This is a genomic window from Kushneria pakistanensis, assembly GCF_014652795.1.
In the GTDB taxonomy this organism is placed as follows: Bacteria; Pseudomonadota; Gammaproteobacteria; order Pseudomonadales; family Halomonadaceae; genus Kushneria; species Kushneria pakistanensis.
Map to the genome: position 1 here is coordinate 361,047 of NZ_BMZM01000004.1, position 20,287 is coordinate 381,333.

The window sequence follows — 20,287 nt, forward strand, 5'->3', positions numbered from 1 at the left end:
TTTGAGAAGACGCGTTTGCGTGTTTACTAGGCGTCACAAAGGGCGGGCATTTGGTTACACCCTCCAAACGCCGGCCACGATACTTCTTCAAGCTTTTCGGAGCGGGTCATGGACAGAATCATCTATACCGCCATGTCGGGCGCCAAACAGAGTCTGGAGCGGCAGTCTGCCGTTGCCAACAACATGGCCAATGTCTCGACCAGCGGCTTTCGTGCCGAACTCAGTGCCGCTCGTGCGGTACCGGTCAACGGTGCAGGCTACGCCACGCGTGCCATTACGTCTGATTCAACCCCCGGCTCCGACTTTACGCCCGGCTCCTTCACCACTACAGGGCGTGCACTTGACGTTGCCATCAATGGCGACGGCTGGCTGGCGGTGCAGGCCAATAACGGTGAAACGGCCTACACCCGCAATGGTGCGCTACAGGTCGATGCGACCGGCATGCTGATGTCTCAGGGGCGTCCGGTAATGGGAGAAGACGGGCCCATCATCCTGCCACTTAATGCCGAGGTGTCGATTGCCGGTGACGGCACCATTTCCGCTCGGGAAGCCGGCACTCAGGTACAGGCCGAAGTCGGTCGACTGATGCTGGCCAGTAACCCGGATGGCCGCATGGCCCGACGTGAAGATGGCCTGTTTGGTGCCTGGAATGCGCAGGGTGGCCCCATGGGTGGCCTGCCACGTGATGAGGACATTCAGGTGATCAGCGGCACGCTCGAGGGCAGCAACGTTAATCCGACCGAAGCCATGGTCGCCATGATCGACACGGCCCGGCGCTTTGAGATGAACATGAAGGTGCTGACGACTGCCGATGAGAACGATCAGCGCGCCAACTCACTGCTTTCGATGAATTGATGCGTCCGGGCCATGACGGTCCTGACCAGGCACATGAAGTCACTGGATCATGTCCGGTGAATGGAGAAAAAGATGATTAATGCCCTCTGGATTGCCAAAACCGGTCTTGATGCCCAGCAAACCAACATGGACGTCATTTCCAATAACCTGGCCAACGTCTCGACCAATGGCTTCAAGCGCTCGCGCGCCGTGTTCGAGGATCTTTTGTATCAAAACCTGCGCCAGCCGGGCTCGATGTCTTCGGTGCAGACCAATCTGCCTTCCGGGCTTCAGATTGGTACCGGCGTACGTGCCGTGGCCACCGAGCGTCTGCACACCCAGGGCAACCTGGAACAGACCGGCAATACCAAGGATGTCGCCATCCGTGGTGATGGCTTTTTTGCCATCCAGATGCCGGACGGCACCAACGCCTTTACCCGTGACGGCGCCTTCCAGGTCAATCAGGATGGCCAGCTGGTGACGGCCAACGGCTTTCCGGTGGATCCGGGTATCGTGATTCCGGCCAACGCACTGTCGGTGTCGATTGCCAATGACGGTCTGGTCTCGGTCACGGTGCCCGGCAATGCGGCCAGTCAGCAGGTCGGCCAGCTGCAGCTGACCACCTTTATCAACCCGACCGGTCTGGAAAGCATCGGTGACAACCTTTATCTCGAGACCGACGCCTCGGGCCCGCGTAATGACAGCATCCCCGGCAACAACGGTGCCGGCACGATTTATCAGGGCTTTGTAGAAACCTCCAACGTCAATGTGGTGGAGGAGATGGTCAACATGATCGAGACGCAGCGGGCCTACGAAATCAACTCCAAGGCCGTGTCGACCGTCGACCAGATGCTGGGTCGTCTGACCCAGCTCTGACAGGGGATGTTGATGCATTCGTGCAGGGGTAACCGGGGATCAATGATGCGATACATGCGTTTGTGGAAGCTGCTTCTGGTGGCCTGCCTGGCCATGACCATGGTGGCCTGTGCCCAGATCCCGCGGCAAAACGTGGTAGAAGGCCCGACAACGGCACCGCCTCAGCTTCCACCGATGCCGGTGGCCAACGGCTCGATCTATCAGAGCAACTACACGCGGCCGCTGTTTGAGGATCGTCGCCCCCGTGGTGTGGGCGACATTCTGACCATCGTGCTCAACGAAAACGTCAGCGCCACCAAAAGCTCTGCTGCCAATGCCAGTCGGAACGGCTCGACAGCGCTTGGCCTTGAGGCCACGCCTCGCGTCATCGGCGGGCTGCTGGATGGTCAGACGACCAGCCTTTCCGGCACCAATACCTTCCAGGGGCAGGGCGGTGCGAATGCGTCCAATACCTTTACCGGCACCATCACCACAACGGTCATGAATGTGTTGCCCAACGGCAATTTCCAGGTGGCCGGTGAGAAGCGTATCGGGATCAATCAGGGCACCGAGTACATTCGTTTTTCGGGTACCGTCAACCCGCGCACGATTACCGGGCTCAATACCGTGCCGTCGACTCAGGTCGCAGATGCACGACTTGAGTACTACGGCGATGGCTATATCAATGAGGCGCAGACGATGGGTTGGCTGCAGCGCTTCTTCCTCAATATTTCACCGTTCTGATCGAGGATCTTCACAATGATGGCAATGTTGAAATCCGTCTCCCTGCGTTGTGCGGCGCTGCTTCTGAGTGGTTGTGCCCTGATGGGAATGGCCTGTCAGGCGCAGGCGGCCCGACTGGGTGACATTGCCACTTTTGAAGGTGTGCGCTCTAACCCGCTGGTCGGCTATGGCCTGGTCGTGGGTCTGGACAACACCGGTGATCAGACCATGCAGGCGCCCTTTACCGGGCAGTCGGTGACCAACATGCTCTCCGAGCTGGGTGTCACGATTCCGGCCGGCACCAACATGCAGCTCAAGAACGTCGCGGCCGTCATGGTCACGGCCGAGCTGCCGCCGTTTTCAAGCCCCGGTCAGCGTCTCGATATCACCGTTTCCTCGGTCGGTAATGCGCGTAGCCTGCGAGGCGGCACACTGCTCATGACCCCGCTCAAGGGCGCTGACGGACAGATCTATGCGCTGGCCCAGGGCAACATGGTCATTCCCGGCATCAGTGCCCAGGCTGCCGGCAGCAGCGTACAGGTCAACCAGACCTCGTCCGGTCGTATCCCGGCAGGGGCCACCATCGAGCGTACGGTACCGGTGCAGATGGCCGAGCAGGGGCGTATCAACCTGGAGCTCAAGGACGCCGACTTCAATACAGCCCTGCGCACCATGAATGCCATCAACAATGCCATGGGTCAGGGCATTGCCGTGGCTCAGAATTCGCGGGTGATCTCGCTGGCCGCGCCCATGGATAGCGCCTCTCAGGTCTCCTTCATGGCGCGTGTACAAAACATTGATGTCGATCCGGGTGTGGTCACGCCGAAGGTCATCATGAACGCGCGTACAGGTTCCGTGGCGATGAATACCCGGGTGACGCTTAATCGCGCGGCGATCGCCCATGGCAATCTCTCGATTACGATCGATTCCAACCCGATTATCAGCCAACCGAATGCCTTGTCAGGCGGGCAAACTGCCGTGGTACCCAATGCCGACATCAACGTGCAGGAAGAGTCCGGGGCGCTGAGCATTGTTAGTGGCGAAGCGGATCTGAGTCAGGTAGTGGATGCCCTGAATCGTCTGGGCGCTACTCCCAATGACCTGATGGCCATTCTTCAGGCGCTGAAATCGGCCGGTGCGCTCAACGCGGATCTGGAGATCATTTAATGGCGATGGATAGTCGGGGAAGTTTTGCGCTCGACGTGCAGGGGCTCTCGAAGCTCAAGTACAGCGCGCGTGATAACCCTCAGGAGAGCCTCAAGGAAACCACGCAGCAGTTTGAGGCGCTGTTTCTACAAAAGATGCTGAAAAGCATGCGTGATGCCATGCCCAAAAGCGATCTGCTCAAAAGCGACAGCATGGATACCTATACCAAGATGCTGGATCAGCAGTGGGCGCAGAATCTCTCCGAGCAGGGCATCGGACTGTCCGACATGATGATCAAGCAGTTGTCGAAGGACAGTGCCTTGGCTGACGGTTCGTCACCCAATGATCCGCTGGAAACGCTGAAGGCACAGTCACGCAATATTCCCTCGGCGTTTGCCATTCCGTTGAGCGATGAGCAGTTGAAGTACAACGCGGGTCTTGAAGCGTCCAGCAATGTGGTCAAGCCTGCCGAGCAAAAACGCGGGCCGCTGATTGAAGGCTACGCCTCGCTGGGCGGTGGCCTGCAGGGGCGTGAGGTGCATCAGAAGATGATGGCGGATGTCGCACCGCACGTCTCCTCGTTTGTCTCGAAAATGGGCAGCGCGGCGCGCGCGGTCAGCGAGCGTACCGGCATTCCACACCAGCTGATTCTGGCGCAGGCCGCGCTTGAAACCGGCTGGGGTGCCAAAGAAATTCGCACCAGTGATGGCAAGGCCAGCCATAACCTTTTCAATATCAAGGCCACCGGTAGCTGGCAGGGCGACCGGGCCAGCGTCATGACTACGGAGTTTGAAGCGGGCACGGCGCGCAAGGAGCGCGCCGCCTTCCGTGTTTATGACTCCTACGAAGCCGCGTTTTCCGACTATGCGCGTCTTTTGACCGAGAATCCGCGTTATCAGCCGGTGCTGGATGCGCGTACGCCTGAAGCCGCTGCCCACGCCCTGCAAAAATGTGGCTATGCGACCGACCCGCGCTATGGCGAAAAACTGGTCTCCATCATGGCTCAGATGCCGGGTGACGAGCGCACAGGGCCTCAGTCCCTGTATGCCACACGTACGACGCCCCGTCAGGAAAGCGATATATCAGCAGCCACACAGCGAAGGGCCGCCATGGCCTACGCCGTTGAAAACGAGGCCAGCCGGATTTTCTGACACATTGAAGCCGTAGGTCAGGACACGTTTTTCTAAAATTTCCCGGCCATCGGCCGATAGTACATGACAGATAACACCCTTAAGGGCGCGTGCGAGGAAACACCATGTCCGGTTCATTGATGGGGACAGCGCTGAGCGGGTTGCGAGCAGCCCAGATTGGCCTGAATACCACAAGCAATAACATTGCCAACGTTAATACTCAGGGCTACAACCGTCAGATTACGGAACTTACCGAATCCAAGGGCACCAATACCGGTGGCCTTTTTTCGGGCAGTGGCGTCAGTGTGACCGGCGTACAGCGCCAGTATCAGCAGTATCTCAGCACCCAGCTCAATGAAGCCAACAGTGAGCTGGGGGCCAGCAAGTCGCATCTGGCCCAGATGTCCCAGATTGATAACCTGCTGGGCGATGGCGATGCCGGTTTAAACAAGCAGATGCAGTCCTTTTTCAAGGGCGTGCAGACCATGGCCAACAACCCCGCTGATACGTCAGCACGCCAGGCCATGCTGGGCAACGCCGAAAGCATGACGGCACAGTTTCGCGCCACCGACAGCTACCTGAAGAACATGTCGGATAACACCGTAGCGCAGATGGGCGGTGCGGTGGATGAGATCAACAGCTACTCAAGGCAGATTGCCACACTCAACGTTCAGATTACCCAGACCCAGGCCAAGACCGGCACACCGCCCAACGACATGCTCGATCAGCGCGATTTGCTGGTGTCGAAAATGAGCGAACTGGTTGGTGTGTCCGTGGTGGATCAGGACGGTCAGTACATGGTGTCGCTCTCCACCGGTCAGGCGCTGGTAGCGGGCAAGCAGGTACAGTCACTGCAGATGGTCGCCTCGGAAGATGATCCGACCCGTCAGGTGGTCGCACTCAAGGCCAGCGACGGCAACCTGTTTGAGCTTGATGAAAGCAGGCTGAGCGGCGGCACACTGGGTGGGCTGGTACAGTTTCGCAGTCAGTCGCTGGAGCCCACGCAGCTGCGTGTGGATCAGATGGCCCATGCGCTGGCCAGCAGTGTCAACGATCTACAGACCAGTGGTTTTGACCTGGATGACAAGGCCGGCAAGGCGCTCTTTACCGCCAGCGCCCCGACGGTTGTGGCCAGCAAGGCCAACAGCAGCGATGGCGTGCCTTCGGTTACGTTCACTGACGATGTCACGAAGGTGGCCGCCAGCAACTACAAGCTGACGGCAAACAGCAACGCAGCCAATGGTTATTCGTTGACGCGTCTGGATAGCGGGCAGGCAGTCAACGCGGCAGACGTTGGTCTTGAGATCAATCTTCCGGAAGGCCTTGTCAACGGCGACAGTTTCGTCATCAAGCCACTGGACAACGCGGCCGGCAAACTGAGTGTCAGCAGTGAGATGACACCAGAAGGGATTGCCGCCCGCGGTAGCCTGAATGAGGGCGTACGTGGCAACAGCAATGCGCTGGCCATGGCCAATATCCAGAATGAAAAGCTGATCAACGGCAGCACCAGCCTGAATACGGCTTATGCCTCGATGGTCAGTGACGTGGGTAACAAGACGGCGACGCTCAAGAGCAGCAACGCCTCTCAGACCCAGATTTCCCAAGAGCTTAAAAGCGCGCAGCAGTCGGTGTCAGGGGTCAATATCGATGAGGAGGCCGCCAACATGCTCAAATATCAGCAGCTTTACAGTGCCAGCGCGCAGATGATCCGAGCCTCTTCGGAGATGTTCAACGCGCTGATCGGCATCATGCGTTAAGGGGAATAAATTAAATGCGTATCAGTACCTCAATGATGTTCGAGCGTAGCCAGAATGCGATGCAGGGTCGCCAGAGCGATCTGTCGAAAGTGGGCGAGCAGGTGGCCAACGGCAAGCGTATCGTGTCGCCGTCCGATGATCCGCGCGCCGCGTCACAGGCCCTGATCGTCAAGCAGGACCAGGCCGTGCAGGAGCAGTACAAGAGCGGTCGGACATCGGCCAACAGCACCCTGTCCCTGCAGGAAAATACCCTGAACAGCATGTCTGATCTGCTGGTCAGCGCCAAGGGGCTGATCGTCAAGGGCGGTAACGGCACCTATACCGATAGTGATCGTGCCTCGGTGGCGACCGAGCTTGAAGGGCTTTACAACCAGATGCTGGGCCTTGCCAATACCAGAGACAGCAGCGGGCTTTACATGTTCGCGGGTTCAAAGGGCGATGTGAAGCCTTTCGAAACTGCCGCTGATGGCAAGGTCGTGACCTATGCAGGCGATACGCAACCCCTGAACGTTCAGGTTGATGCGTCGCGCAGCATGAATGTCAACGCCGCCGGGTCAGAAGTCTTCAAGGTACCTGCCACCAGGGGCGGCGATGCCCAGAGTGACCTTTTCAAGGTATTTGAAACAGCCATTGAGACGCTGAGAACGCCACAGACTGCGGAAAATCAGGATACCCTGCGTGCCAGCCTGGACCAGGCCAACCGCCAGATCGACAGCGGCAGCGATAACATCCTGAGCGTACGCTCGGCAATCGGCAGCAAGCTCAATGAACTGGAAGTGCTGGGTGATATTGGCGATACACGCACCATCAGCAACAAGGTCATGCTCTCTGACCTGGAAGATCTGGATTATGCCGAAGCCATCTCCCGCTATACGCTGGGTCAGATCGGGCTTGAAGCCTCCCAGAAGATGTTCATGCAGACACAACAGACCTCGCTGTTCAGCCTGATCAGATAAGGCTGAACCTGGTCGCTACATACTCAAAACCCCCGCGCTGATATTCAGTACGGGGGTTTTTCATTGCCTGGCTACTGCACAATCTGCACAAGGTATGGCGTCGAAAAATCTATCGACCATGATGTCTGACACTATCTGCTTTTTCATCCGACAGAAGCACGAGTAGGGTCAGAACTACCGCTGGCCGGGTAGATGCCAATGTCAGGAGAACAATTCAGTGACGCTGACCATCTGATTGAGTGCGCTTTCAAACATGCGCTGAAAGACCATGCCCAGTTCCGGTGTCATGAAGGTCAGAAGGGTGACGCCGGTCGTCAGGGTAATGGGAAAGCCCACCGAGAAGACCGAAAACTGCGGTGAGGCTCGATTGAGGATGCCCATCGAGATATTGATGATCAAGAGCGCTGTCAGGACCGGCATGGCCATGAGAAAGCCAGCCGAGAAGATGAAGCTTCCCCAGCGCGCGATCGCATCAAAGCCGGCGGGCTCAAGGCCTTCGGCGCCAATCGGCAGGCGCGTGAAGGTCTCGATCAGAATCCGGATCATGATGGTATGGCCGTTAAGGGCCATGAACATGAGTATCGCAATCATGTTGAGAAAGCGTGCCAGCACCGTGGTCGTTCCCTGGGCTTCCGGGGAGTAGAACGAGGCAAAGGAAAGGCCCATCTGCAGGGCAATATAGTCACCGGCGGCCTGAACGGCAGCGAATACCAGCCGCATGACCAGACCCAGCGCAGCACCAATGATGAACTGCTGGATGATGATCATGATGCCTGCCCAGGAGGCAGGGGGAACGTCCGGCATCGGCGGGAGTACGGGCGCCACGATAATGGTCAGGGCAAAGGCAAGACCCACCTTGGCAGTGTTGGGAATGGCGTTTTCGCCAAAGATGGGGGAGGTGCCGATAAACGCCAGCATTCTGACAAAGGGCCAGAGAAAGGCCGTTAACCAGGCGTCAAGCTGGGCGGAAGTAATCTCCAGCAAGGCAGTGCCCTCTAGCCGATCATGCCGGGAATGTTGTTGAAAAGCTCCCGAGTGAAGTCGGACAGCGTTCCCAGCATCCAGGACCCGCCAATGATCAACGTCGTGAAGACCGCCAGAATCTTGGGAATAAAGGAAAGGGTCATTTCATTGATCTGGGTGGCCGCCTGAAAAAGGCTCACCAGCAAGCCCACCGTCAGCGCCACCAGCAGCAGCGGGGCGGCAATCAAAAGTGTCAGCATCATGCCGCGATAGGCAAGGCTCATTACCATTTCCGGTGTCATGAGACCACTCCTTGAAGTCGAGATACCAAGGGGCTTCGCCCCGAAAACGCCCGGCCGCCATGGCCATGCCTACATATAAAAACTCTGTGCCAGCGACCCCATCAGAAGCCCCCAGCCATCCACCAGTACAAACAGCATCAGCTTGAAGGGTAGCGACACGATAGCCGGTGGCACCATCATCATCCCCAGTGCCATCAGCACACTGGCCACGACCAGATCGATAATCAGAAAGGGAATAAAGATCGTAAAGCCGATCTGAAAGGCGGTTTTCAGCTCACTGGTGACAAAGGAAGGCAATAGCAGACGCATGGGCACATCCTCCGGGCCGTCCATGGCCGGCATGTTGGCGATGCCGGCAAACATGGCGATATCACTTTCGCGCGTCTGATGCAGCATGAACTCCCGCAGCGGCTGGCTACCGGTCTCAATCGCCTGCGGCATCCCGATATTGCCTTCCGACAGCGGCTGCCAGGCGGTTTCGTAGATCTGCTCAAAGACCGGTGACATGACAAAAAAGGTCAGAAACAGGGCCAGGCCGACCAGCACCTGATTGGGCGGTGAAGATTGCGTGCCCAGCGCGCTGCGTAAAAGCCCCAGCACGATGATGATGCGAGTAAAACCGGTCATCATCAAAAGCGCGGCCGGCAGAAAGGCCATCGAGCTCAAGAGTACCAATGTCTCGACGGAAAGACTCCAGGACTGGCCGCCACCATCGAGTGGCTGACTGGTCATGGCCGGAAACTCGGCCGAGGCATATGTTGGCAGTGATATGACCATGGCCAGCAACAGCATCAGTGTCGGCAGGCTGTATCGGGTCCAGTAAGGCAGACGACGGAGCAGGGCAGAGAGAGTCATGGGCGCCTATCAAAGCGCTGTGAGAGCGCACGCTTGAAGCTTTCGGAAAAGGACGGACGATCAAAGGTGCCCGGCTCGACCGGTGTATCATCACCAGGTGATACCGGCGATCTGGCAGGCATCTCGTGAAGTCGATTGATGCTGCCGGGTGCCACCCCCAGTACCAGCCAGGTGTTGTCTACTTCCACGACGACAACGCGCTCGCGAGCGCCGACAGTCTGGCTGGCCACAATGCGAAGTGATTGTCCCTGAAGACGCCGACCCGGCCCCATGCGCTTGATGAGTGCGCCAAGTCCCCAGATCAGCAAAAGTACCAGCGCCAGACCCAGTGCCGTCTTGCCCAGTCCCGCCATGCCCAGGCCATTGTCCTGAGCGGAGGGCGTTGGCCGGGTGGCAGGCATGACCGCGACATGTGCGGTGCCAACATGGTGAGCGCTTTCCAGCGCCCGGGCCTCAAACGGGCCGTCTTCGAAGTGGCTGGCGAATTCTGAAGCAGGCGAGGCGGCGGCCTCGCGCGTGTGGCTGTCGGTCATGGGATGACTCACATCGTTTCATTCAAGGGACACGACTTAGCACGAGCGAGGCACGCAATCAACGATTAAGCTTATGAATGCGCTCAGAGGGTGTAATGATATCAGTAATACGGATGCCGTACTTGTCCTCTACCACTACCACCTCACCCTGAGCAATCAGGTAGCCATTGATCAGAATATTCATGGGCTCACCGGCCAGACCATCAAGCTCCACGACCGATCCCTTGGCCAGATCCAGCAGCTCACGGATGGTCATGCGGGTGCGGCCAAGCTCGACCGACAGCGTGACCGGAATTTCCATGATGACATCAAGATCGCGCGACTGGCCGTGAGCGTCAGTGCCCGACAGGGGCTGGAAGATTCTGTCACTGGCAGATTCAGCCGTGGTTGCTACCGGAACGACTTCTTCCAGTGCATGCTCCGGTGTCTCGCCGGTCTCTGCAAAGGCGGCTCCCCAGTCGATATCATCCTCATCGGTACTGGCGCCCTGTTCCTGCATTGCACTGGCCCAGTCGTCGGGCATTTCATCGTGCTTTTCGTTGGGTGAATCCGGATTTTTTGGATCAGTCATGATGCGTATTCCTGTGGGCATCGATGGGACGATGGTCGATCAGTCTTTTGACGCGTAGACCCTTCTGGCCATTAAGGCTGCCATAATCGCAGGCCATGACCGGTACACCGTCGACGCGCACGTTGATTTCCTGAGGCAGATCAATGGGCAGGACATCACCCACCGACAGCTTTGAGATCCTGCTCAGTGTGGTTTCGATCGTTGTAAAGTCCGCGACCAGATCCACGCTTGAGGATTTCACCTCACCGGCAAGACGCTGCATCCTTTCGCGATCCTCTTCCGGGTCGTTGCGCTGCAACGGGCCGGAGAGGGTCTCCCGAATGGGTTCAATCATCGAGTAGGGCATGCAGATGTGAAAATCACTGCCAAAGGCACCGACTTCGACATGGAACGTGGTATTGACCACCAGTTCGTTGGCGCTGTTGGTGATGTTGGTAAATTTCACCTGCATTTCCGAGCGCTGGTACTCAAGCTCCACCGGATAGATGGACTGCCAGCCCTCGGCGTAGCTCTCCAGCGTCAGATTCAAAAGACGCCGGATAATGCGCTGCTCGGTATGGGTAAATTCCCGTCCCTCTGACTTGGTCAGAAAGCGCCCGTCCCCGCCAAAGAGGCTGTCCACCACCAGAAAGACCAGGTTGGGCGGAAACACGATCAGCGCATTGCCCTTGAGCGGCTTGATGGCAATCATGTTGATGTTGGCCGGTACGGGCAGATTGCGCGTGAAGTCGCTGTATTTCTGAATCTTGACCGGGCCTACCGTAATATCCGCTGTACGTCTGATCAGGTTGAAAAGCGCCATGCGAAAGCGACGGCCAAAGCGCTCGTGGATAATATCAAGCGACTGCAGTCGGCCGCGTACCACACGCTGCTGGTTGGCTGGATCGAAAGGGCGAATACGCTTGGTGCCAATGTCCCCGGAACGCGTCTCTTCTTCCTCGCCACTCACCCCTTTGAGTAGCGCGTCGATCTCTTCCTGGGACAGCATGTCATCTGCCATGGGGGCCTACTGAACGATGAAATCGGTGAACAGGGCATCGCTTACCGCGACGCTGCTTGTCTCGCCATTGAAGGGCTGCTCGAAAGCGCCAATCAACGCACTGGCCAGTGCCTGCTTGCCGGCCGGTGTGGTCAGCTGATCGCCCTGCTGACCGGTCAATACCATCAGAATGCGATTACGCACTTCGGGCATTTGCGACTTCAGGGTCGCAGCAGCTTCTTCGCCTTCTGCCTTGAGGGTAATGCCGATATAAAGAATGCGGCCACTGCCATCATTGAGATTGACGGTGAAGGGCTTGAGCTCGACAAACACCGGGACGGGCGCCGGTGCTGCCTGCGCGCTCTCATGTGGTGCCTCGGCTGCTGTATCTCCCTTGAGGAAGTACCAGGCACCGGCGGCACACGCCATGCCCACCAGAATGACCAGCAGCGCGACAATGACCCAAAGGAGTTTTTTACTGCCGGCCTTGGCCGGAGGCGTTGCGGTAGATGTCGTCATGGCGTCAGATCAATCCATCAGGGTTGAGAACACTTGTTCGTTAATCCGTAACATCATGTGTCATGGCGTGTTCGGGTTGATGCCATGGTACGGATTGCCGCGCTAAACGATGGATCAAATAGCGCAGTCTCATACGGTTATCTCGACGTTTTGAAATTCAGGACAGCCTCTGACGCCAGCAAACATGTAATGAAACGAAAGGGCCGCGCTGGCAGATACCAGCGCGACCCTTGAGCACATTGTTTTCGATACCACGCCGATCATCAGGCGAAGAGGTCAATACCACCGTTGAGTGAGCGGCCGTTCAACGGGCTGATCGAGATGACATCAGTGTCGGCATCGGCATTGATGCCGGCAACAGTGCCTGAACCGTCACGTGCGGCGAGAGCGCCGGGAGTACGTTCCTGTTGCTGCTGAAAACCACCCTGCTGGAAGTTGCCCTGGTCACTGACCGATGTCTGACCCAGCTCGATACCGCTGGCGTTGAACGCCTCGCGCAGCTGGGGCAGGGCCGCTTCAATGGCCGCGCGAACCTGGGCATGGTGCGAAGCGATATGCAGCTGCGCACTCTGTTCACCCATCTTCAGCGAAATGGACAGCGGGCCCAGTTCCAGCGGGTTCATGTTCAACCGCGCTTCACCACCACCACGCAGACTCAGACTGATGACCTGGCGCTCGAGGGCGTTACTCCACTGATCACTATCCATGGCGGGCAGGGTAGCGGTGGCAACCGCCTGGGCGGCTCCCGGCGCCATCGGATTGGTGCCGGTCTGACCCGTCAGGGCAGACAGCGTGTTCAGCGGATTATCGTTAACCGCGGGGGCGGCTGTCTGGGCGCTGAACGTTGTGTCAGCACCTGCCCCTCTCAGTGAGGCAAAGGTGCCTTCCCGCGGCTGAAGCATCTCGCTGAAAAGACGATCACTTTTGGCGCTTTCCTGATCACGCCCTTTCAACGCGCCCTGTGTTCCCTCAAGGCCTGCGGCATCACGGCCGCGCAGTCCCTGTTCGAGCATGACACGGCGTGCGGGCAGGGCGCCTTCACCTCCCGCAGATGCATTTTTTGCCAGTGGCGCCTGCATCAAAAAGCCGGTGTCGACCAGTCCATAAAGCGAGGTGGCGTTATCGGTCTGATCACTCTCGGTCAGGCGTTTACCCTTTTCATTGAGTTTGTCAGTGCTGGCACTGGCAGCCTGTTTATCCATGGCAGAGAGCCTGTCCATGCTTGACAGTCTGCTACCGGCACGATCGGCACTGGGCAGCTCCGGCTGGCGCGCGTCTGCCAGAGCTGTGAGGCCGGGCTGACGCGTATCATCGGCTGCTTTTTTGTCACCCGGTGTACGGGCACGGTCATTCCCCCGCTGCTGAGTAACCTCATCGCGCCGCTCACGGCTTTCCAGCCGATTGCCCTGAAGCTGCTCAAGGGCATTGGAGAGCGTTTGACGGGCGCTGCCGGCCTGCACTGGCTTGCGGCCATCGGTGATGCTGGCACCACGATCTGCCTGCGAGGCGGGGCGCTCTTCGTCAGTACGGGCGCCGCTGGCACGTGCCTGCGCCTGTGAGGTTGCAGGCTTGCCTGCCTCGGTGCTGCCCGTGGACGTGGCGGTGTCGTTCTGGCGGCGCGCCCTGGTGTCGCTTAAAAGCGCACCGAAGCCGTTATCACCGTCACTGCTTTTGGTGTTGGCGCTGGCAGAGCCCTGAGAAGTGATCTGGGCATTGATTGGCGTCAGCATGCGTCATGTTTCCTGACAGAAAAAACGTGGTTAGAACCCACCCAGCGCGGAAACTGCCCGGCTGGCATATTCATCACTCTGGCGCTGTTCGAGCTTGTTCGTGCGGTGCTCTGCTTCCTGACGGCGCCGATTGATCAGGACGTCGTAGGAATTCACCCGCTTTTGCTGCTGTTGCCAGTTCGTCATGCCGCGGGTAATGCGCCCCTGATGCTGATCAACCTGCTGGCGCTGATGTTCAATGGCACGGTCGAGTGAGGACAAAAACCGCTGATAGTTCTGAATGGAGGCCATGGTCAGGCCGCGCTGCATGGCCTGCTCGAAACGACGCAGATAGTCGCTGCGATAATCACTGAGCATCTCAAGCTGTGTATGGCTTTGCTGATGCGCCGAGCGCAGCTGGCCCAGCAGTTTGGCCGCTGCATCGCGATCGCCTTCGGCAAGCTCGATCAACATTTCAAGTGATGAATGATTGGACATGGTCCCCTCAGTATCAGTGACATTCAGCCGGATGGCCGCCTTTTGGACAGAGTGTCAGGTGCTATGAGCTCAAAAGCGACTTGAGACCTTCTACCGAGTGTTCCACATCGGCGCGCTCGCTCATGCGCTGCTGCAGGAAGGCTTCCAGTGCCGGATAGAGCCTGATGGCTTCATCCAGCAGTCGATCACTGCCTGCGGCGTAGGCACCCACGCTGATCAGATCGCGGTTGCGCTGATAGCGTGACAACATCTGCTTAAAGTATTTGATGCACTCGAAATGTGGTTCGTCGATAAGCGCTGTCATTGCACGGCTTATCGATGCTTCGATATCAATGGCCGGATAATGGCCCGCTTCGGCCAGCTTTCGTGATAGCACGATATGGCCATCGAGGATGGCGCGCGCCGCATCGGCAATCGGGTCCTGCTGGTCATCACCTTCGGTCAGTACGGTGTAAAAGCCGGTAATGGAGCCCTTGCCCGGAGCATCGTTGCCGGCGCGCTCAACGAGCGCCGGCAGCTTGGCAAAGACCGAGGGCGGGTAGCCCTTGGTAGCCGGTGGCTCGCCGATGGCCAGTGCAATTTCACGCTGGGCCATGGCGTAGCGGGTCAGGGAGTCCATGATCAGCAGCACGTTCTTGCCACGATCGCGAAAATCCTCGGCCAGGCGTGTGGCGTAAGCTGCGCCCTGCAGGCGCAGCAGGGGCGACATGTCAGCCGGCGCGGCAACCACTACCGCGCGACGCTGCCCCTCGGCGCCCAGTATGTTCTCGATGAAGTCCTTGACCTCACGGCCACGCTCCCCAATCAACCCCACCACGATGACATCGGCTTGGGTGTAACGGGCCATCATGCCCAGCAGCACACTCTTGCCTACGCCGGAGCCGGCAAACAGTCCCAGACGCTGGCCACGACCAACCGTCAGCAAGGCGTTGATGGCACGCACACCCACATCAAGTACCTCTTCGATGGGCGCGCGCTGCAGCGGGTTGAGCGTGGGTGCATTGAGTGAGACGTTATCCGGTTCCACCAACGGGCCACGGCCGTCCAGTACCCGGCCGCGGGCATCCACCACACGTCCGAGCAGGGCATCGCCTACCGGTAGCTGCTTGCTCTGGGACTGGCTGGCACCAGGGCGCGGATTGGCCGGCCAGACAAGGGCGCCCGGCACCAGCCCGCTGGTTTCAACCAGCGGCATCAAAAAAAGCTTGTCGCCATTGAAACCGACAACTTCAGCCTCTGCTTCTCCCTGGCCATCGGCCAGCTCAACCATGCAGCTGCAGCCCAGCGGCAGACGCAGACCGACCGCTTCCAGCACCAGGCCCGTGGCGCGGGTCAGCCGGCCGCGTTCGCGATTGGCCGGCAGTTTCTGGACGCGACGGGTAGCGGTTTCCAGCGTGCGCTTCCACTGACTTAACATGGCATCACTGTTCAATGACATGAGAGCTGACTCCTGTCCTTAACGGCATCAGTGCTTGCCATGACCGACGGCATGACGCAGCCGTTCCCATCGGTCATCGCGGGTGGCATCGATTTCGATTTGATCGGTTTCCAGCCGGCAGTCACCACGTGACAGTGATGCATCGCTTTTGAGCTGCCAACCGGCATCACCAAGCAGTGTGCTTAACTGCTTCTGGACCATGGCCAGATCGTCGGGATGAACACAGATGCGTGGCGTTCCACCAAGGGTGGGGTGTTCACTCATCAGCCGTTCGATATCATCGAGAATATGCTCAGGCGCCAGCTCCAGCGAGCGCCCGGCGAGCTGGCGACCGGTTTCCAGCGCCAGTTCGACCAGGGCGTAGGCGATGTCGTCCTTGAGCCTGCCGGCGGCCGTATCAAAGGCATTGACCATGTCTGCCACGGGGGCGAGCGCTTCGTGCAGACGCGATTCAAGCTCGAGCTGATACTCCTGGCGCGCCTGCTCCCGGCCGGCTTCAAGCCCTGCGGCATAGCCTGCCTCCTGTCCTTCACGCTGCCCCTGCTCAAAACCTTTCTGACGCGCCTTCTCGAAGGCTTCCCGCCGAACATCGTCATCTTCCCGGCGCTGAGGAATATTGTGCTGCGCCAGCACATCGGGAGAGGGCTGTCGCGGCTCGCGCCTTTCCAGACGACCCATCTCCCAGGGCTGCCAGGACGTGTGATCGTTCGACCTAGACATAGGCGTCGTCGCCTCCTCCTATGGTGACTTCGCCGGCATCGGCCAGGCGGCGTACAAGCTGCAGAATGTTTTTCTGCTCGGCTTCGACCTGCGACAGGCGAATCGGTCCGCGCATCTGCATGTCTTCGCGCAGCAGTTCTGCCGCACGCGAGGACATGTTGGTCAGGAAGCGGTCGCGAATCTCTTCCGGGGCACCCTTGAGTGCGATGACCAGCGAGTTGCTGTCGACGTCCTGCAGGATGCGCTTGATGCTGCGATCGTCCATATCGGCCAGGTTGTCGAAGACGAACATCTCATCAAGAATCTGCTGCGCCAGCGTGTCGTCATGGTGGCGCACGCTTTCGATAACGCTTTCTTCCTGTGTGCTGTTCATCAGGTTGAGAATTTCAGCCGCTGTTCTCACGCCGCCCATCTTGCTGCGCTTGAGGTTCTGGCCATCCAGCAGGCCGCTGAGCACTTCAGTCAGTTCCTGAAGGGCCGCCGGCTGTACACCGCTGAAGGTGGCAATACGCAGTACCACGTCGTTGCGCAGCGATTCATCAAAGCGTGCCAGCACCTCAGAGGCCTGGTGGCGCTCCAGATGTACCATGATGGTGGCAATGATCTGCGGATGCTCATCGCGGATCATTTCAGACACCACGCTGGGCTCCATCAGGTTCAGCGCATCGATACCGGAGTCGTTGCCGGATTCAAAGATATCTTCCAGCAGGCTCGAGGCACGTTCCTCGCCCAGCGCCTTGACCAGTACCGAGCGGATATGATCGCTGGACTGAAGATTGACGCCGCCAAGTTCTTCGATTTCGCTATCGAACTGCCTGAGCACTTCCATCAGACGCTCGTTGGTCAGCTGGGTGAGGCTGGCCATGGCCAGACCCACCTTTTGCACTTCCCGCTGTGACATGTGCTTGAAGACTTCGGCAGCCGTGTCGTCATCCAGTGCCATCATGAGAATGGCGCTGCGCTCGATGCCTTCTTCGTTGCCTTCAGTCCTTGCCATTGATCCAGCCTCTGAGAATTACTGCGACCATTCTGGGGTCCTTTTGAGCCTGTTCACGGACCGTGCTCAACAGGGTTTCATGTTCGATACGGGCACGACGCTTCTGCTTCTTCGCAATCTGTTCGGCGATATCGGATTCGAGTTCTTCCGTTTCTTCATCGTCATCCCCGGCGGTAGCCAGTAGCCTGCCGTCGCTTGTCGTGTTGCCATCGGCGGTGGTGCCTGCCGGTGCCAGTACTGCCTTCTGACGCTCTACCAGCGGCTTGAGCAGCTTGCGCCAGAGGATGAAGGCGACAATGGCAAGCAGCAGATAGCGACCCAGCGTTTTGGCCAGCGAGATGATTTCGGGATTCTCGTACCAGGCCAGTTCCGGCGCCTGGGCAACCGCCTGCTGACTAAAGGCTGCATTGACGACTTCCAGTGAATCACCGCGGGCCTCGGAAAAGCCCATGCCTTCACGTACCAGGCGCTGTATCCGATCCATCTCCTCATCGGTGAGGGCGACCATTTCAGTCTGACCATTCTCACCGGCCTGTTCACGGTAGTTGACGACCACTGCTACCGACAGACGCTGTACCCGACCGGTATCTTCCTGCACATGGCGAATGACCCGGTTGATCTCGTAATTGGTCGTGCTGCTGCGCGTGGAAGAGCGCGGCGTGGCCGGTGTCTGTGTCGTGGTGGTTTGCTCGGCATCACCATCCTGACCATTGTTTTGCTGTGCATTGTTCTGGTTCTGCCCATTGCCCGCGGCGTTCTCGACCGGTGAGGGCACGGTAGGGGCCGGCTGATTGCTCAGTGCACCGGGAACGCCGCCAATGCCACCACTACCGCTTTGTTCGCTTTCACTGGACTGAATGCTGCGAACGCTGGCCTGGTTGGGGTCCTGGTTGGGGTCGTAGGTCTCCTGGGTATGTTCACCCACGGAGAAGTCGATGCTGGCGGTCACCTGCGCGCGCACATTGTTGTGGCCCACGATGGTCGACAGCAGGGTTTCAATACGCTTGCGATAGCTCGCTTCGATCTGATCGGTGTATTTCAGCTGGGCGTCATTGAGGTTACGGCTGCCTTCATTGCCTGGCTGAGACAGCAGGTTGCCGCTTTGATCCACCACGGTGACCTGATTGACGGGCAGATTCGAAACGCTGGCAGACACCAGATGCGTAATCGCACTGACCTGGCCTTCACTGACGGCACGGTTACGGTAAAGCGTCAAAATGACCGAGGCCGAAGGCTGACGACGGTCCCTGACAAAAACGGACTCCTGCGGCATGGCAAGGTGTACGCGCGCTGTCTGGACCGCTTCGATGGATTCAATGGAACGTGCCAGCTCGCCTTCCAGCGCACGCTGATAGTTCACATGTTCGGCAAACTGACTGATGCCGAAGGACTGTCCGTCCATCAGCTCGAATCCGACGCCGCCGCCCTTGGGCAGGCCTTCGCTGGCCAGCGCCATGCGGGTCTGCTCAACGCGCTCGGCAGGAATGAGAATGGCCTGACCGCCTTCCGAGAAGCGATAGGGCACCTGCATCTGATCCAGACGGGCAATGATGACGCCGCCATCGCTGTCGCTGAGGTTGGAAAACAGCACGCGATAGTCAGGGGAGCGCGCCCATAAAAAGAGCACGACCAGAATCGCGATGGCAGCTGCGCCGGCCACCATGAGGGGCAGACGCGGATTGGCCTTGAGGCGATCCATCAGTCCGGACAGCTTCTGATCGGTGCCTTGTGTTGCTTGAGCACTCATCACATCGCCTCAGTGTTATTGGTGTTACGCGGGTTCAGCTCGATGGGCATCGGCAGACTCTTTATGCGCTGGGCGCCTGCAACGGTGGCGCCCTATACCGGGAGTGGCGTCATTATTACGGTAAGTAACCAGATTGAAGGATCGAATAGCCGTTGTTTTTTTCACTATTTAGAACAATCGATGAAGGCACTTTGTCTTTAAGCTGCGCCACATTCGTTGACAAAATTTACTTTCAGTTACGTTTACTCTCTCGGAGTTACTCTGATGTCAGTGGCAGCAGCGGGCCTTCAGGCCCTGGTTCAGCAAATGCAGGGTGTAGCGCAGCAGGCAGGCGGTCATCAAAATGCTGCGCAGCAGGTAGGAGGCATCAGTTTTGCAGGAGAACTCAAGGGAGCGATCGATCGCATCGATGGCCTGAAGCAGACCGCCGACGCCAAGGCCGTGGCATTTTCACGCGGCGACAGCAATGTGGCGCTCAACGATGTCATGGTCGACATGCAAAAATCCAGCGTGGCCATGGAGATGGGCATACAGGTGCGTAACCGTGTTCTCAATGCCTACCGCGAAATCATGAGCATGCAGGTATAAGCCCTGAAGATTTTCAATGCCCCTGTTCGTTCAGGGGCTGGTTAATGCACAAAGGCGCCTGCGTGGGCGCCTTTGTGTATCCATGGTTTTTGCATCAAGCGCCATTAATTGCCCTTCAAGCGACCGTTTCGAGCAGCCGACCCTGCTGGTGAGCTGCCCGACGTGCAATCACCAGCACTTCTTCCGTAGGAATCTGGCGTATTACTTCGCCGCTTTCGCGATCGATAACGCGTGTCACGATCCGGCCACTGTCGTCATGGATATCAAACTCAATGCCAACAAGAACAAAATCCTGATTCAGCTGCGCCACGGCGTCCTCCAGCAAGGGGGCGTTTTCGATTTTTTCCACCGGATCAGAATGAGCAAGTGAAGAAGCCACGGTGAGCTGTGTCGGGAAAAAATCCTTTCTATACGATGCGTTATACGAAATGCCTTGAGTGACTGAGTCGAAGGTCATGAGGTTGAGC

General features: G+C 58.3%; 22 protein-coding genes. 8 read left to right on the forward strand and 14 right to left on the reverse strand.

Annotated features, from left to right (window positions below; translation table 11 throughout):
- Positions 1-108 precede the first annotated feature (108 nt).
- The 7 genes from IE123_RS15220 to flgL all read left to right on the forward strand — a co-directional run bounded on the left by IE123_RS15220 (position 109) and on the right by flgL (position 7,401).
- Complete coding sequence (locus IE123_RS15220; protein WP_189519752.1) at positions 109-855, forward strand: flagellar basal body rod protein FlgF; 747 nt, start codon at positions 109-111, stop codon at positions 853-855.
- A 72-nt stretch (positions 856-927) separates the two neighbouring features.
- Entirely contained in the window at positions 928-1,710 is a 783-nt protein-coding gene (gene flgG, locus IE123_RS15225) for a flagellar basal-body rod protein FlgG (RefSeq protein ID WP_189519754.1), read from the forward strand.
- A gap of 54 nt (positions 1,711-1,764) precedes the next feature.
- Positions 1,765-2,433, forward strand: a complete 669-nt coding sequence (locus tag IE123_RS15230) for a flagellar basal body L-ring protein FlgH (RefSeq protein ID WP_373295807.1) — start codon at positions 1,765-1,767, stop codon at positions 2,431-2,433.
- Positions 2,434-2,448: 15 nt separating this feature from the next.
- On the forward strand, positions 2,449-3,579 hold the full coding sequence (locus tag IE123_RS15235; protein ID WP_189519758.1) for a flagellar basal body P-ring protein FlgI: 1,131 nt from the start codon (positions 2,449-2,451) through the stop codon (positions 3,577-3,579).
- Positions 3,579-4,709, forward strand: a complete 1,131-nt coding sequence (gene flgJ / locus IE123_RS15240; protein WP_189519760.1) for a flagellar assembly peptidoglycan hydrolase FlgJ — start codon at positions 3,579-3,581, stop codon at positions 4,707-4,709. Before IE123_RS15235 ends, flgJ begins: the two co-directional genes overlap by 1 nt.
- A gap of 104 nt (positions 4,710-4,813) precedes the next feature.
- Complete coding sequence (gene flgK, locus IE123_RS15245) at positions 4,814-6,445, forward strand: flagellar hook-associated protein FlgK (protein ID WP_189519762.1); 1,632 nt, start codon at positions 4,814-4,816, stop codon at positions 6,443-6,445.
- Between the two features lie 14 nt (positions 6,446-6,459).
- Complete coding sequence (flgL, locus tag IE123_RS15250; protein ID WP_189519764.1) at positions 6,460-7,401, forward strand: flagellar hook-associated protein FlgL; 942 nt, start codon at positions 6,460-6,462, stop codon at positions 7,399-7,401.
- A gap of 201 nt (positions 7,402-7,602) precedes the next feature.
- Here flgL and fliR read toward each other — a convergent pair whose 3' ends face one another.
- The 13 genes from fliR to fliF form a co-directional block, all read right to left on the reverse strand.
- Entirely contained in the window at positions 7,603-8,385 is a 783-nt protein-coding gene (gene fliR, locus IE123_RS15255) for a flagellar biosynthetic protein FliR (RefSeq protein WP_189519767.1), read from the reverse strand.
- Between the two features lie 11 nt (positions 8,386-8,396).
- Positions 8,397-8,666: a flagellar biosynthesis protein FliQ gene (fliQ, locus tag IE123_RS15260; RefSeq protein ID WP_115853248.1), complete on the reverse strand. Its 270-nt coding sequence runs from the start codon at positions 8,664-8,666 to the stop codon at positions 8,397-8,399.
- 69 nt (positions 8,667-8,735) lie between these two features.
- Positions 8,736-9,521 carry a flagellar type III secretion system pore protein FliP gene (gene fliP / locus IE123_RS15265; protein WP_373295808.1) on the reverse strand — a complete coding sequence of 262 codons (786 nt, stop codon included), beginning with the start codon at positions 9,519-9,521 and terminating at the stop codon, positions 8,736-8,738.
- Entirely contained in the window at positions 9,518-10,054 is a 537-nt protein-coding gene (fliO, locus tag IE123_RS15270; RefSeq protein WP_229819804.1) for a flagellar biosynthetic protein FliO, read from the reverse strand. The genes fliP and fliO overlap by 4 nt, the downstream gene beginning before the upstream one ends.
- 58 nt (positions 10,055-10,112) lie before the next feature.
- A complete protein-coding gene (fliN, locus tag IE123_RS15275) occupies positions 10,113-10,625 on the reverse strand; it encodes a flagellar motor switch protein FliN (protein WP_189519769.1) in 513 nt (170 codons plus the stop codon).
- Positions 10,618-11,625: a flagellar motor switch protein FliM gene (gene fliM, locus IE123_RS15280; protein WP_189519771.1), complete on the reverse strand. Its 1,008-nt coding sequence runs from the start codon at positions 11,623-11,625 to the stop codon at positions 10,618-10,620. The genes fliN and fliM overlap by 8 nt, the downstream gene beginning before the upstream one ends.
- Before the next feature lie 6 nt (positions 11,626-11,631).
- Positions 11,632-12,123: a flagellar basal body-associated protein FliL gene (gene fliL / locus IE123_RS15285; protein WP_189519773.1), complete on the reverse strand. Its 492-nt coding sequence runs from the start codon at positions 12,121-12,123 to the stop codon at positions 11,632-11,634.
- Positions 12,124-12,386: 263 nt separating this feature from the next.
- On the reverse strand, positions 12,387-13,853 hold the full coding sequence (locus tag IE123_RS15290; RefSeq protein ID WP_189519775.1) for a flagellar hook-length control protein FliK: 1,467 nt from the start codon (positions 13,851-13,853) through the stop codon (positions 12,387-12,389).
- Positions 13,854-13,883: 30 nt separating this feature from the next.
- Complete coding sequence (gene fliJ, locus IE123_RS15295) at positions 13,884-14,330, reverse strand: flagellar export protein FliJ (RefSeq protein WP_189519777.1); 447 nt, start codon at positions 14,328-14,330, stop codon at positions 13,884-13,886.
- 61 nt (positions 14,331-14,391) lie between these two features.
- Positions 14,392-15,768, reverse strand: a complete 1,377-nt coding sequence (gene fliI, locus IE123_RS15300) for a flagellar protein export ATPase FliI (RefSeq protein WP_229819805.1) — start codon at positions 15,766-15,768, stop codon at positions 14,392-14,394.
- Positions 15,769-15,795: 27 nt separating this feature from the next.
- A complete protein-coding gene (locus IE123_RS15305) occupies positions 15,796-16,488 on the reverse strand; it encodes a flagellar assembly protein FliH (RefSeq protein ID WP_189519779.1) in 693 nt (230 codons plus the stop codon).
- A complete protein-coding gene (gene fliG / locus IE123_RS15310; RefSeq protein WP_189519781.1) occupies positions 16,481-17,485 on the reverse strand; it encodes a flagellar motor switch protein FliG in 1,005 nt (334 codons plus the stop codon). Before fliG ends, IE123_RS15305 begins: the two co-directional genes overlap by 8 nt.
- A complete protein-coding gene (gene fliF, locus IE123_RS15315) occupies positions 17,472-19,232 on the reverse strand; it encodes a flagellar basal-body MS-ring/collar protein FliF (RefSeq protein WP_189519783.1) in 1,761 nt (586 codons plus the stop codon). Before fliF ends, fliG begins: the two co-directional genes overlap by 14 nt.
- Positions 19,233-19,496: 264 nt before the next feature.
- On the opposite strand from fliF, the gene fliE reads away from it, so the two are divergent.
- The gene (gene fliE, locus IE123_RS15320; protein WP_229819806.1) at positions 19,497-19,820 is read left to right on the forward strand and encodes a flagellar hook-basal body complex protein FliE; all 324 of its coding nucleotides are present in this window, start codon (positions 19,497-19,499) and stop codon (positions 19,818-19,820) included.
- A 115-nt stretch (positions 19,821-19,935) separates the two neighbouring features.
- Here the strand turns inward: fliE and IE123_RS15325 are convergent, their stop codons facing one another.
- Complete coding sequence (locus tag IE123_RS15325) at positions 19,936-20,277, reverse strand: flagellar protein FlaG (protein WP_189519785.1); 342 nt, start codon at positions 20,275-20,277, stop codon at positions 19,936-19,938.
- Positions 20,278-20,287: the final 10 nt, after the last annotated feature.

Excerpts from the sequence above, each read along its gene's own strand:
- IE123_RS15220 (WP_189519752.1), top strand. The coding sequence starts at position 109 with ATGGACAGAATCATCTATACCGCCATGTCGGGCGCCAAACAGAGTCTG.
- flgG (WP_189519754.1), top strand. The coding sequence starts at position 928 with ATGATTAATGCCCTCTGGATTGCCAAAACCGGTCTTGATGCCCAGCAA.
- IE123_RS15230 (WP_373295807.1), top strand. The coding sequence starts at position 1,765 with ATGCGTTTGTGGAAGCTGCTTCTGGTGGCCTGCCTGGCCATGACCATG.
- IE123_RS15235 (WP_189519758.1), top strand. The coding sequence starts at position 2,449 with ATGATGGCAATGTTGAAATCCGTCTCCCTGCGTTGTGCGGCGCTGCTT.
- flgJ (WP_189519760.1), top strand. The coding sequence starts at position 3,579 with ATGGCGATGGATAGTCGGGGAAGTTTTGCGCTCGACGTGCAGGGGCTC.
- flgK (WP_189519762.1), top strand. The coding sequence starts at position 4,814 with ATGTCCGGTTCATTGATGGGGACAGCGCTGAGCGGGTTGCGAGCAGCC.
- flgL (WP_189519764.1), top strand. The coding sequence starts at position 6,460 with ATGCGTATCAGTACCTCAATGATGTTCGAGCGTAGCCAGAATGCGATG.
- fliQ (WP_115853248.1), bottom strand. The coding sequence starts at position 8,666 with ATGACACCGGAAATGGTAATGAGCCTTGCCTATCGCGGCATGATGCTG.
- fliP (WP_373295808.1), bottom strand. The coding sequence starts at position 9,521 with ATGACTCTCTCTGCCCTGCTCCGTCGTCTGCCTTACTGGACCCGATAC.
- fliO (WP_229819804.1), bottom strand. The coding sequence starts at position 10,054 with ATGACCGACAGCCACACGCGCGAGGCCGCCGCCTCGCCTGCTTCAGAA.
- fliN (WP_189519769.1), bottom strand. The coding sequence starts at position 10,625 with ATGACTGATCCAAAAAATCCGGATTCACCCAACGAAAAGCACGATGAA.
- fliM (WP_189519771.1), bottom strand. The coding sequence starts at position 11,625 with ATGGCAGATGACATGCTGTCCCAGGAAGAGATCGACGCGCTACTCAAA.
- fliL (WP_189519773.1), bottom strand. The coding sequence starts at position 12,123 with ATGACGACATCTACCGCAACGCCTCCGGCCAAGGCCGGCAGTAAAAAA.
- IE123_RS15290 (WP_189519775.1), bottom strand. The coding sequence starts at position 13,853 with ATGCTGACGCCAATCAATGCCCAGATCACTTCTCAGGGCTCTGCCAGC.
- fliJ (WP_189519777.1), bottom strand. The coding sequence starts at position 14,330 with ATGTCCAATCATTCATCACTTGAAATGTTGATCGAGCTTGCCGAAGGC.
- fliI (WP_229819805.1), bottom strand. The coding sequence starts at position 15,768 with ATGTCATTGAACAGTGATGCCATGTTAAGTCAGTGGAAGCGCACGCTG.
- IE123_RS15305 (WP_189519779.1), bottom strand. The coding sequence starts at position 16,488 with ATGTCTAGGTCGAACGATCACACGTCCTGGCAGCCCTGGGAGATGGGT.
- fliG (WP_189519781.1), bottom strand. The coding sequence starts at position 17,485 with ATGGCAAGGACTGAAGGCAACGAAGAAGGCATCGAGCGCAGCGCCATT.
- fliF (WP_189519783.1), bottom strand. The coding sequence starts at position 19,232 with ATGAGTGCTCAAGCAACACAAGGCACCGATCAGAAGCTGTCCGGACTG.
- fliE (WP_229819806.1), top strand. The coding sequence starts at position 19,497 with ATGTCAGTGGCAGCAGCGGGCCTTCAGGCCCTGGTTCAGCAAATGCAG.
- IE123_RS15325 (WP_189519785.1), bottom strand. The coding sequence starts at position 20,277 with ATGACCTTCGACTCAGTCACTCAAGGCATTTCGTATAACGCATCGTAT.